This window comes from Streptomyces sp. NPDC028991 (assembly GCF_055564775.1).
Window position 1 is genome coordinate 60,465 of record NZ_JBVHVP010000009.1, and the last position, 12,034, is coordinate 72,498.

Here is a 12,034-nt window from a genome sequence, read left to right on the forward strand (position 1 = left end):
CCACGGCCCCACGGCCCCACGGCCCCACGGCCCCACGGCCCCACGGCCCCACGGCCCCACGGCCCCACGGCCCCACGGCCCCACGGCCCCACGGCCCCACGGCCTCCACCGCCCCGCCTGCCCCTACGGCCTGCCCCGATCGCTCCGCCTGCCCCGTTCGCCCCGCCTGCCCCTACAGTCGGCCACGACCGCTCTGCCCGCCCCGGCCTGCCCCGATCGCTCTGCCCCCCGGCCTGCCCCGATCGCTCTGCCCACCCCCCCCGGCCTGCCCCACAACTCCTACGGCAACGAGATCCCCGGATCCATCCCGCCCAGCGCCGCGCCGCACCGGCAGTCCCGTTCCCCGGCCGCCGGCAGCCCGGCCACCGCGTCGAACAGGACGCCCCGCAGCCGGTCCACGTTCGCCGCGAACACCCGCAGGACCTCCTCGTGCGAGACCCCCTCGCCGCTCTCCGCACCGGCGTCGAGGTCGGTGACGAGGGTCAGCGAGGTGTAGCAGAGCTCCAGTTCACGGGCGAGCGCCGCCTCGGGGTGGCCGGTCATGCCCACCACCGACCAGCCCTGTGCCCGGTGCCACAGGGACTCCGCGCGGGTCCCGAAGCGCGGCCCCTCGACCACGACGAGGGTGCCGCCGTCCACCGGTTCCCAGTCCCGCCCCCGGGCCGCCTTCAGCGCGGCGGCCCGTCCGGTGGGGCAGTACGGGTCGGCCAGGGACACGTGGACCACGTTGGGCACCGTGCCGTCGGGCATCGGCATCCCGTCGAAGTACGTCGACGGCCGGGACTTCGTACGGTCGACGAACTGGTCCGGCACCAGCAGCGTGCCCGGCCCGTACTCGGGCCGCAGGCCGCCGACCGCGCACGGGCCGAGGACCTGGCGCACGCCGACCGAGCGCAGCGCCCACAGGTTGGCCCGGTAGTTGATGCGGTGCGGCGGCAGATGGTGACCGCGCCCGTGCCGGGGGAGGAAGGCGACCCGCCGGCCGGCGACGTCGCCGAGGAAGAGGGAGTCGCTGGGCGGCCCGTACGGGGTCTCCACCTCGACCTCGGTCACGTCGTCGAGGAACGAGTAGAAACCGGAGCCGCCGATCACGCCGATCTCGGCATTCACCTTGTTCGCCATGCCCGCACCCTAGCCGCCGTGCGGACGCCGAGGACCCCGCCGTCGGATGACGACAGGGTCCCGTAAGAAGTCCTTACGCGGGCACGAGGCCTTACGCGGCGGTGGTGCTGGAGGAGGAGCTGCCGGAGCTCGACGACGCCCCCGAGCCCGACGACGAACCGGAGTCCGAGGACGTCGACGACGAAGAGGACGACGACGAAGCGGTCGACTTCGACGGCGAGCTGCTGGACGAGCTGCCGCGGCTGTCGTTGCGGTAGAAGCCGGAGCCCTTGAAGACGATGCCGACCGCCGAGAACACCTTCTTCAGGCGGCCCTGGCAGTTCGGGCACTCGGTGAGGGCGTCGTCGGTGAACTTCTGCACCGCCTCGAGGCCCTCGCCGCACTCGGTGCACTGGTACTGGTACGTCGGCACTTGTCTTCCTCCTGGCACTCTCACTCGATGAGTGCTAACGACGATCCATAGTGACGTATTCCGCGGGATCAGTCCACTGTGGCGTGCTCGCGGTGACCGACGCCACGTGCGACCGTACGTCCCTGGGGCCGGGGCGCCAGCCGCGACCGCAGCGCCACCAGTGTCGCCAGCGCGAGCACCGTGCCGCCCATCGGGACCAGGAACCCCGCGCCGCCCCAGAAGCGGTCCTCCAACTGCCCGGAGACGGTCACGGCCGCCGCCTGGCCCAGTGCCACGGCGCCGGTCAGCCAGGTGAAGGCCTCGGTGCGGGCACCGGCCGGGACCAGGCTCTCGACCAGGGTGTAGCCGGTGATGAGGGCGGGCGCGATGCACATGCCGACGAGCAGGCCGAGGCCGGCCAGCACGAGCACCGAGTGCGCGGCCCACAGGCCGGACGCGGTCAGCGCGAGGGCGGTGTAGCCGACCAGGAGGCGCCGCTGCGGGGCGGCCTTCCAGGCGATGGCGCCGCAGGCCAGGCCGGAGAGCATGTTGCCCGCCGCGAAGATCCCGTACAGGACGCCGTTCAGCCCGGGCTCGCCGATCGACTCGGTGAACGCGGCCAGTGAGACCTGCATACCGCCGAAGACGGAACCGATGCCCAGGAAGATGACGATCAGGACGCGCACCCCTGGGACGCGCAGTGCCGGAACGTGTTCCACGCGCGCGTGGCCCCCGTCGGCGCGGCCGACCGCCGGCTGGGTGCTTTTCTGCGCGGCGAACAGCAGACCGCCCACCAGGGTGAGCGCCGCCTCCGTGACCAGTCCCGCGGCCGGGTTGACGGCCGTGCACAGGGCGGTGGCCACCAGCGGGCCGAGGACGAAGGTCAGCTCGTCCGTGACGGACTCGAAGGCGGCCGCCGTGCCCATCAGGGGGGAGTCTTTGAGTTTCACGCCCCAGCGGGCCCGCACCATGGGCCCGACCTGCGGCACCGAGGCGCCGGTGGGCACGGCCGCCGCGAACAGCGCCCACAGGGGTGCGTCCGCGAGCGCGAGGGCGGTCAGGGTCAGGCCGGACGCCGCGTGCACGAGCACACCGGGGAGCAGGACGGCGCGCTGCCCGTAGCGGTCGGCGAGCCGGCCGCTGTAGGGGGCGAACACGGCCATGGCGACGCCGGTGACGGCCGCGACGGCGCCCGCGACGCCGTAGGAGCCGGTGGTGTGCTGCACGAGCAGCACGATGGAGAGCGTCAGCATGGCGAACGGCTGGCGTGCCGCGAAGCCGGGAAGCAGGAACGTCCAGGCGCCGCGGGTACGCAGCAGCTGTCCGTATCCGGGGCGTGCGGAGCCGGTCGCGGTGTTCCGCTTCCCCTCCGGCGACTTCTTCGACGGGGTGACCGTGGATGCCACGGCCCGTGCCTTTCTGCCGCCTGGTAGCGCGGTCCGCCTCGCGGCTGTCGCCGAGCGGGAGCGCCGAGAGCTGTCCTCTTGCGCGGACTGCGGTAGATGCCGGAGCCCGGTCGGGGAGGGGGCGTGCCGGCCGCCATACGGTCGCGCCAGCTCTGCGTCAGGCAGAGTTGGTTCGATCAGGTGCCGCCTTCATCGTACAGGGATCAAGAGGGGTGCAGCCTGTGAAAGCGCGCACTCCTGTCTTGTTCACCTGTGATTGCCGCTCGTGTCTCCGGTGCCCAGCCAGCCGGCCAGCTTGCCGCCATGGCCGACCGCGCGCAGCCGCGCCTCGGCGGCGTCCCGCACGGGGTCCGTGGCGACCACGAGGAGTTCGTCCCCGCGCCGCAGTCCCGTAGTGGGCAGCGGTACGAATGACTTGCCGTCGCGGACGATCAGTGTGACGGCGGACCCGGCCGGCAGCCGCAGCTCGCTGACCTCGACGCCGTGCATCTTGGAGCCCTCCGGGACGGTGACGGACAGCAGGTGTCCCCGCAGCCGCTCCAGCGGGGCCGACTCGATGCCGAGGTCGGCGGCCTCGTCCCCCTTGCCCAGGCGCAGCTTGCGGGCCAGCCACGGCAGGGTGGGTCCCTGGACCAGGGTGTACACGACCACCAGGACGAAGACGATGTTGAAGATGGGGCGGCTGCCCGCGACGCCCTCCACCATGGGAATCGTCGCCAGCACGATGGGCACCGCCCCGCGCAGCCCGGCCCAGGACATCAGCGCCTGCTCCTGCCACGGCACCCGGAAGGGCGCCAGGCAGAGCACGACGCTCAGCGGGCGCGCCACCATGGTGAGCACCAGACCGATGACCAGGGCGGGCAGGATGTCGTCGCCCAGCTCGTGCGGGGTGACCAGCAGGCCGAGCAGTACGAACATGCCGATCTGGGCGAGCCAGCCCAGCCCGTCGGCGAACCCGCGGGTGGCGGGCCAGTGCGGAAGCCGGGCGTTGCCCATGACCATCGAGGCGAGGTAGACGGCGAGGAAGCCGCTGCCGTGGACCATGGCTCCGGCCGCGTAGGCCGCGACGGCGATCGACATGACGGCGATGGGGTAGAGGCCGGAGGCGGGCAGTGCGACGTGCTTCAGTCCCAGCGACCCCAGCCAGCCGACCGCGAGCCCGATGGCCGCGCCGATGGCCAGCTCCAGGGCGATCTCGCCGAGCAGCACGTACCAGTGCTCGACCGGACCGGCCGTGGAGAAGGCGACCACGAGGATGACCACCGGGGCGTCGTTGAAGCCCGACTCGGCCTCCAGAGTGCCCGTTATGCGCGCGGGCAGCGGGATCCTGCGCAGCACCGAGAAGACGGCGGCCGCGTCCGTGGAGGACACCACCGCCCCGACGATCAGCGCCTGCCGCCACTCCAGTCCGGTCAGGTAGTGCGCGCCCGCGGCCGTCACGCCGACGCTGACCGCGACCCCCGCCAGCGCCAGTGCGGAGGCGGCCGGCAGGGCCGGTTTCGCCTCCTTCCACTTCGTGCCGAGACCGCCCTCGGCCAGGATCACGACCAGTGCGGCGTACCCGATGACCTGGACCAGTTCGGCGTTGTCGAAGTGGATGTCGCCGATGCCGTCCTGGCCCATGGCGATGCCGATCGCCAGGTATACGAGCAGGCTGGGGAGCCCGCTGCGCGAGGAGATCCGGACCGCCGCCACGGCGATGAGCAGGACGAGCGAACAGACGAGCAGGAGCTGGTTGAGGTGGTGGACAGTCAGCGGCCGTTCCCTTCCCTGGCGCACGGCACGGATCACAGCACCGGTCACGGTGCGGACCGCGGTACGGACGAGTGCTCCCGAGCGGTGCCCCTGAAGCACACCCCATGGCACACGGCGCCGCACCGCCATGCGGACAACTACTTCGTTACCTTACCTAACTCTTGACGATTTCTTGACGCTCGGCTTGGCAAGATCGAACGCCCGTGCGTGCCGGTACCCGACTCCGCGTCAAGGGGGAGTGGGCCCTGCGCCTACAGTTGCTCCAGCGCTCAGTACAAAGCACAGCCCGCCCCTGCCGCTCGTGTTAGGACAGCAAGGACAGCGATGCCCCCCACCAATACCGCCTCTACGGGTCAGCAGCCCGGCACGTCCGGCAGGAAGAAGGGGAGGAAGGGGCGCAAAGGCCGCCTGTTCGTCCTCGTGCTGGTCCTGGCCGTCATCGGCGGCCTCGTCTACGGGGCGTACTGGTCCGTCAGCACCGTCCGCGCGTCCTTCCCGCAGACCAAGGGCTCGATCACGCTGGAGGGGCTGTCGGGCCCGGTCGACGTCAAGCGCGACGGCTACGGCATCCCGCAGATCTACGCCTCCACCGACGAGGACCTGTTCATGGCGCAGGGCTACGTCCAGGCGCAGGACCGGTTCTACGAGATGGACGTACGCCGGCACATGACCTCCGGGCGGCTGTCGGAGATGTTCGGCAAGGGCCAGGTCGAGGAAGACGAGTTCCTGCGCACCATGGGCTGGCACCGGGTGGCGAAGAAGGAGTACGACGAGAAGCTGTCGGACTCCACGAAGAAGTACCTCCAGGCCTACGCCAAGGGAGTCAACGCCTACCTGGACGGCAAGGAAGGCGAGGACATCTCCCTGGAGTACGCCGCCCTCGGCTTCACCAACGACTACAAGCCCGAGGAGTGGACGCCGGTCGACTCGGTGGCCTGGCTGAAGGCGATGGCCTGGGACCTGCGCGGCAACATGCAGGACGAGGTCGACCGCGCCCTGATGACCAGCCGCCTCGGCCCCAAGCAGATCGCCGACCTGTATCCGGCGTACCCGTACGACCGGAACAGGGCGATCGTCCAGGAGGGCCAGTACGACGAGCTCACCGAGACGTTCGACGGCGGCGGCACGTCCGGCGGCGGTGACGACTCCTCGTCCGGTACGGGCACGGGCGCGGGCGCCGGTACGGGTACGGGCGCGGGCACGGGCGCCGGTACGGGCACGGGCATCGGAGCCGGCACGGGTACCGGCACCGGGGGCGACACCGGCAACGCCCTGCAGAGCCAACTGGCCGGTCTCCAGAACGTCCTGGACGACCTGCCCACCGCCGTCGGTGTGAACGGCGACGGCATCGGCTCCAACTCCTGGGTCGTCTCCGGCAAGCACACCATCACCGGAAAGCCGCTGCTGGCCAACGACCCGCACCTGTCGCCGTCGCTGCCGTCCGTCTGGTACCAGATGGGCCTGCACTGCCGCAGCGTCTCCGCGAAGTGCCAGTACGACGTCGCCGGATACACCTTCGCGGGCATGCCCGGCGTGGTCATCGGCCACAACCAGGACATCGCCTGGGGCCTGACCAACTCCGGCGTCGACGTCACCGACCTCTACCTGGAGAAGATCACCGGCGACGGCTACCAGTACGACGGCAAGGTGGTCCCCTTCGAGACGCGCGAGGAGACCATCAAGGTCGCCGGCGGCGAGTCCAAGAAGATCGTCGTCCGCGAGACCAACAACGGCCCCCTGCTCTCCGACCGCGACGACGAGTTGGTGAAGGTCGGCAAGAAGGCCACCGTCGACACCTCCGCCCCCGACCGCGGCGACGGCTACGGCGTCGCGCTGCGCTGGACCGCGCTGGATCCGGGCACCACCATGGACGCCGTCTTCGCGATGGACCGGGCGGAGAACTGGGACGACTTCCGCGAAGCCGCCGCCCTGTTCGACGTCCCCTCGCAGAACCTGGTCTACGCCGACAGCGAGCACATCGGCTACACGCTGCCCGGCAAGATCCCGGTGCGCGCCAAGGACCACGACGGCTCGGTCCCGGCACCGGGCTGGAGTCCCGAGTACCGCTGGTCGGGCGAGTACATCGACCCGGACGAGCTGCCGTACGAGTACGACCCGGAGCGCGGCTACATCGTGACCGCCAACCAGGCCGTCGTCGACGACGAGTACCCGTACACGCTGACCACGGACTGGGGCTACGGCACCCGCAGTCAGCGGATCACCTCCCTGATCGAGCAGAAGATCAAGGACGGCGGCAAGATCTCCACCGACGACATGCGCCAGATGCAGCTGGACAACAGCAGCGAGATGGCCAAGCTGCTCGTGCCCCAGCTGCTGAAGATCGACGTCGGTGACAAGGACGTCCGCGAGGCGCAGAAGCTGCTGGAGGGCTGGGACTACACCCAGGACGCCGACTCGGCGGCCGCCGCCTACTTCAACGCCGTCTGGCGCAACGTCCTCAAGCTCGCCTTCGGCAACAAGCTGCCCAAGGAGCTGCGGGTCGAGGGACAGTGCCTGTGGGTCGACCCGGTCAACACCACCGGACCCGCGGACGAGACGAACAAGGTCCGCGAGTGCGGTCAGCGGGATGCCGACCAGGCGCAGCCGGACGGCGGCGACCGCTGGTTCGAGGTCGTCCGCACCCTGATGGAGAAGCCCAAGAGCGACTGGTGGACGACGCCGGCCAACGGCACCCGCAAGGGCGCCGACCACAACCGCGACGACCTCTTCAAGCGGGCCATGATCGACGCCCGCTGGGAGCTGACCGCCAAGCTCGGCAAGGACATCGACACCTGGAACTGGGGCCGGCTGCACCGCCTGTTCCTGAAGAACCAGACCCTGGGCACCGAGGGCCCCGGCTTCCTGAAGTACGCCCTCAACCGCGGCCCGTGGAAGCTCAGCGGCGGCGAGGCGGCGGTCAACGCCTCCGGCTGGAACGCGGCCGGCGGCTACGGGGTGGTCTGGGTGCCGTCCATGCGGATGGTGGTCAACCTCGGCGACCTCGACAAGTCACGGTGGATCAACCTCACCGGCGCCTCCGGACACGCCTACAGCGCCCACTACACGGACCAGACCGACAAGTGGGCCGACGGAGAGCTGCTGCCGTGGGCCTTCTCGAAGAAGGCGGTCGACAAGTCAAGGAACCACAGGTTTCTGCGGAAGCGGGAGCCGCGAGCCACCCCGAGGCGGCCCCCCACGCGCGCGTGGGGGGCCGCCTCAGGTGAACCTGCGCACCCCCGACGGCGTCACCACCGCGTCCACCGGCCGGTCGTGGGGCTCGGCGGGAACGCGCGCGACGACCTCGGAGTCGTACAACAGGACCAGCAGCGCGGGCCGCGCGCCCGCCCGGTCCAGCCGCGCGAGGACCCGGTCGTACGAGCCGCCGCCGCGCCCCAGCCGCATGCCGCGCCCGTCGACGGCCAGGCCCGGCAGCAGCACGACGTCGGCCTGCGTCACCGCGTCCGGGCCCAGGCGCTCGCCGACGGGTTCGGACAGGGCCATCCGTCCGCCGTGCCGTACGAGCGCCAGGGAGCCCTCCCCGGCGTACTCGCCCCAGTCCAGGTCGTTGTCCGCGAGCAACGCCGGCAGCAGGACGCGCACACCCCGCGCGCGCAGCGCGTCCAGCAGCGTGCGTGTGCCTGGTTCGGCGCCCACGGAGACGTATGCCGCCACGGCGTGCGCCCGCGCCACCTCCGGCATCGCGAGCGCCCCCGCGGCCAGCGCGTCCGCCGCTTTCCGCACGTCATCCGCCGTCAACCTGTCCCTCACCGCGAGGAGCTCCCGCCGCAACGTCCGCTTGTCAGGTTGGGCGGTAGGTCCGATGTGACTCAATGGTCGCTCCCCTACCTCTCTAATGCGCTCATATGAGCGCCAATGATCCGGAGTCACAGATTCTCCCTATTGGCACCGGATATGGTGGCGCGCATGACTCAGTCCCACCCCAGGATCAGCAAGGCTGTCATCCCCGCGGCCGGGCTCGGTACCCGGTTCCTGCCGGCCACCAAAGCCACTCCCAAGGAGATGCTGCCGGTCGTCGACAAGCCGGCGATCCAGTACGTGGTCGAGGAGGCCGTGGCCGCGGGCCTCGGCGACGTCCTCATGGTCACGGGCCGCAACAAGCGTCCCCTGGAAGACCACTTCGACCGCAACTACGAACTGGAGTCCGCCCTCCAGAAGAAGGGCGACGCGAGCCGGCTGGCCAAGGTCCAGGAGTCCAGCGACCTCGCCATGATCCACTACGTCCGCCAGGGCGACCCCAAGGGCCTCGGCCACGCCGTGCTGTGCGCCGCCCCGCACGTCGGCGACGAGCCCTTCGCGGTCCTGCTCGGCGACGACCTGATCGACCCCCGGGACCCGCTGCTGCAGCGCATGATCGAGGTCCAGGAGCAGTACGGCGGCAGCGTCGTCGCCCTCATGGAGGTCGCCCCCGAGCAGATCCACCTCTACGGCTGCGCGGCTGTGGAGAGCACCGAGGACGGCGACGTCGTCAAGGTCGGCGGACTGGTCGAGAAGCCCGACCCGGCCGACGCGCCCTCCAACTACGCCATCATCGGCCGCTACGTGCTCGACCCGCACATCTTCGACATACTCCGCAAGACCGAACCCGGCCGCGGCGGCGAGATCCAGCTGACCGACGCCCTCCAGCAGCTCGCCGAGACGCATACGACGGCGGCCACCGCCGAAGGGAAGGCCGGCGGCCCGGTGCACGGTGTCGTCTTCAAGGGCCGCCGCTATGACACAGGTGACCGCGGCGACTATCTGCGTGCCATTGTCAGACTCGCGTGCGAACGTGAAGACCTGGGCCCGGACTTCCGGACCTGGCTTCGCAGTTACGTAGCCGAGGAGATGTAACGACGTTGAGCAGCACAGCGCACCGTGACACCGGCCACGACCACACCACCGCGGACTTCGGTCCGGACCGGCTGTGGTCGGTGCAGGACCACCTGGACGACATCCTCGCCACCGTCCGCCCCCTGGAGCCCATCGAGCTGAACCTGCTCGACGCCCAGGGCTGCGTCCTGGTCGACGACATCACGGTGCCGCTCTCCCTGCCGCCGTTCGACAACAGCTCCATGGACGGGTACGCGGTGCGGGTCGCCGATGTCGCGGGCGCGAGCGAGGAGTTCCCCGCCGCCCTCGAGGTCGTCGGGGACGTCGCCGCCGGCCAGGCCGACCCGCTGTCCGTGGGCCCCGGCCAGGCCGCCCGCATCATGACGGGCGCCCCGCTCCCGCCCGGCGCCGAGACCGTCGTCCCCGTCGAGTGGACCGACGGCGGGCTCGGCGAGGGCCCGGTGGCCGGCATGCGCGCCCGCAGCCTGGCCCCCGAGGCCGCCGGGGGACAGGTCCTCGTCTACCGCCCGGCCGGGGCACGCGCGCACGTTCGCGCGAAGGGCAGCGACGTCAGGTCCGGGGACCGCGCCCTGGAGGCCGGCACCGTCCTCGGCCCGCCGCAGATCGCGCTGCTCGCCGCGATCGGCCGGGGCAGGGTTCGCGTCCGCCCGCGTCCACGCGTGGTGGTGCTCTCCACGGGCAGCGAACTCGTCCAGCCCGACGAGGAGCTGGCCCCCGGGCAGATCTACGACTCCAACAGCTTCGTCCTCACCGCGGCCGCCCGCGACGCCGGCGCCATCGCCTACCGCGTGGGCGCCGTCGCCGACGACGCCGAGACCCTGCGGTCCACCATCGAGGACCAGCTGGTCCGCGCCGACCTGATGGTCACCACCGGCGGGGTGAGCGTCGGGGCGTACGACGTGGTCAAGGAGGCGCTGGCGCACGTCGCCGACGAGGACGAGCCCGGCAGCGGCGTGGACTTCCGCAAGCTCGCCATGCAGCCCGGCAAGCCCCAGGGCTTCGGCTCCATCGGCCCCGACCACACCCCGCTGCTCGCCCTGCCCGGCAACCCGGTGTCGTCGTACGTCTCCTTCGAGCTGTTCGTCCGCCCCGCGATCCGCACCCTCATGGGCCTCGACGACGTCCACCGCCCCACGACCACCGCGTCCCTGGCCGCGGACGAGGCGCTGGCCTCGCCGAAGGGGCGCAGGCAGTTCCTGCGCGGCAGGTACACCGACGGCTCGGTCACCCCGGTCGGCGGTTCGGGCTCCCACCTCGTGGCCGCCCTCGCGCACGCCGACGCGCTGATCGTCGTCCCCGAGGACACCGAGTCCGTCGAGCCCGGCGCCGAGGTCGAGGTGGTCCTGCTCGGCTGACCCCGCCCGCTTGGCGGTACCGTGTCGCGCACAGCAAGGCCCACGCGCCGCACAGCGCCGGGCCCGGACCGGGAGCGCCGCACGAGCATGAGTACGCAGGACCCACCCCCGCACCACGGCCAGGACGCGCACGACCCGCGGGACCGGCTGACGCACATCGACGAGGCGGGCGCCGCCCGGATGGTCGACGTGTCCGGCAAGGACGCGACCGCACGCACCGCGCGCGCCAGCGGACGCGTCCTCGTCGCACCCCGCGTGGTCGAGCTGCTGCGCGGCGAGGGGGTGCCCAAGGGCGACGCCCTCGCCACCGCGCGCATCGCGGGCATCATGGGAGCCAAACGCACTCCGGACCTGATCCCGTTGTGTCATCCGTTGTCGGTCTCCGGTGTGAAACTGGAGCTGTCGGTCGCGGACGACGCCGTGGAGATCACCGCCACGGTGAAGACGACGGATCGCACGGGTGTCGAGATGGAGGCGCTCACCGCGGTCTCCGTCGCCGCGCTCACCGTGATCGACATGGTCAAGGCGGTCGACAAGGGAGCGGTCATCACGGACGTGCGCGTGGAGGAGAAGACGGGCGGCAAGTCGGGCGACTGGAGCCGGACATGACACCGGACGGGCCGGCGGGAGGCGCTCTCCCCGCGCCGTACGGCGCCCTGGTGGTCACCGCCTCCAACCGGGCCGCCGCCGGGGTCTACGAGGACAAGGGCGGCCCGCTGGTCGCCGAGGGTCTGCGCCGCTTCGGCTTCGCCGTCGACGGCCCTCAGGTCGTCCCGGACGGCGACCCCGTCGAGGCGGCCCTCCGGGCAGGCGCCGACGCCGGATACGACGTGATCGTCACCACCGGCGGCACCGGCGTCTCGCCCACCGACCGCACCCCGGAGGCGACGCGGGCGGTGATCGACTACGAGGTCCCCGGCATCGCGGAGGCCATCCGGGCCCACGGCCGGGACAAGGTGCCGACCGCGGTGCTCTCCCGGGGGCTGGCCGGAGTGGCGGGCGGCACGCTGATCGTCAACCTGCCGGGCTCCTCCGGCGGGGTGAAGGACGGCCTCGCCGTGCTGGAGCCGCTGCTGACACACGCCGTGGACCAGCTCCGCGGCGGCGACCACCCCAGACACGTCAGCGGTGGGGGTGCGAGCTGAACAGCCCAT

General features: G+C 71.6%; 9 protein-coding genes and 1 pseudogene. 5 read left to right on the forward strand and 5 right to left on the reverse strand.

What is annotated here, in order from left to right:
• Window positions 1–279: 279 nt before the first annotated feature.
• The 4 genes from ACZ4V1_RS19705 to ACZ4V1_RS19720 form a co-directional block, all read right to left on the reverse strand.
• Window positions 280–1,122 carry an S-methyl-5'-thioadenosine phosphorylase gene (locus ACZ4V1_RS19705; protein WP_468337464.1) on the reverse strand — a complete coding sequence of 281 codons (843 nt, stop codon included), beginning with the start codon at window positions 1,120–1,122 and terminating at the stop codon, window positions 280–282.
• A 91-nt stretch (window positions 1,123–1,213) separates the two neighbouring features.
• A complete protein-coding gene (locus ACZ4V1_RS19710) occupies window positions 1,214–1,534 on the reverse strand; it encodes an FmdB family zinc ribbon protein (protein WP_468337467.1) in 321 nt (106 codons plus the stop codon).
• Window positions 1,535–1,602: 68 nt separating this feature from the next.
• Window positions 1,603–2,919, reverse strand: coding sequence for an MFS transporter (locus ACZ4V1_RS19715; protein WP_468337470.1), 1,317 nt, complete (start codon window positions 2,917–2,919; stop codon window positions 1,603–1,605).
• A gap of 246 nt (window positions 2,920–3,165) precedes the next feature.
• Entirely contained in the window at window positions 3,166–4,698 is a 1,533-nt protein-coding gene (locus tag ACZ4V1_RS19720) for a potassium/proton antiporter (RefSeq protein ID WP_468337473.1), read from the reverse strand.
• 300 nt (window positions 4,699–4,998) lie between these two features.
• On the opposite strand from ACZ4V1_RS19720, the pseudogene ACZ4V1_RS19725 reads away from it, so the two are divergent.
• Window positions 4,999–7,836: pseudogene (locus tag ACZ4V1_RS19725) on the forward strand (penicillin acylase family protein); the annotation flags it as partial.
• Window positions 7,837–7,890: 54 nt separating this feature from the next.
• On the opposite strand, the gene ACZ4V1_RS19730 reads toward ACZ4V1_RS19725, so the two are convergent.
• The gene (locus tag ACZ4V1_RS19730; RefSeq protein WP_468337921.1) at window positions 7,891–8,505 is read right to left on the reverse strand and encodes a 5-formyltetrahydrofolate cyclo-ligase; all 615 of its coding nucleotides are present in this window, start codon (window positions 8,503–8,505) and stop codon (window positions 7,891–7,893) included.
• A gap of 93 nt (window positions 8,506–8,598) precedes the next feature.
• Here ACZ4V1_RS19730 and galU point away from each other — a divergent pair, with 93 nt between their 5' ends.
• The 4 genes from galU (at window position 8,599) to ACZ4V1_RS19750 (ending at window position 12,025) form a co-directional block, all read left to right on the forward strand.
• Window positions 8,599–9,525, forward strand: coding sequence for a UTP--glucose-1-phosphate uridylyltransferase GalU (gene galU, locus ACZ4V1_RS19735; protein ID WP_468337476.1), 927 nt, complete (start codon window positions 8,599–8,601; stop codon window positions 9,523–9,525).
• 5 nt (window positions 9,526–9,530) lie between these two features.
• Window positions 9,531–10,880 carry a molybdotransferase-like divisome protein Glp gene (gene glp, locus ACZ4V1_RS19740; protein WP_468337479.1) on the forward strand — a complete coding sequence of 450 codons (1,350 nt, stop codon included), beginning with the start codon at window positions 9,531–9,533 and terminating at the stop codon, window positions 10,878–10,880.
• Window positions 10,881–10,967: 87 nt separating this feature from the next.
• On the forward strand, window positions 10,968–11,489 hold the full coding sequence (gene moaC / locus ACZ4V1_RS19745) for a cyclic pyranopterin monophosphate synthase MoaC (protein ID WP_468337482.1): 522 nt from the start codon (window positions 10,968–10,970) through the stop codon (window positions 11,487–11,489).
• A complete protein-coding gene (locus tag ACZ4V1_RS19750) occupies window positions 11,486–12,025 on the forward strand; it encodes a MogA/MoaB family molybdenum cofactor biosynthesis protein (RefSeq protein WP_468337485.1) in 540 nt (179 codons plus the stop codon). The genes moaC and ACZ4V1_RS19750 overlap by 4 nt, the downstream gene beginning before the upstream one ends.
• Window positions 12,026–12,034: the final 9 nt, after the last annotated feature.

Excerpts from the sequence above, each read along its gene's own strand:
- ACZ4V1_RS19705 (WP_468337464.1), bottom strand. The coding sequence starts at position 1,122 with ATGGCGAACAAGGTGAATGCCGAGATCGGCGTGATCGGCGGCTCCGGT.
- galU (WP_468337476.1), top strand. The coding sequence starts at position 8,599 with ATGACTCAGTCCCACCCCAGGATCAGCAAGGCTGTCATCCCCGCGGCC.
- moaC (WP_468337482.1), top strand. The coding sequence starts at position 10,968 with ATGAGTACGCAGGACCCACCCCCGCACCACGGCCAGGACGCGCACGAC.
- ACZ4V1_RS19750 (WP_468337485.1), top strand. The coding sequence starts at position 11,486 with ATGACACCGGACGGGCCGGCGGGAGGCGCTCTCCCCGCGCCGTACGGC.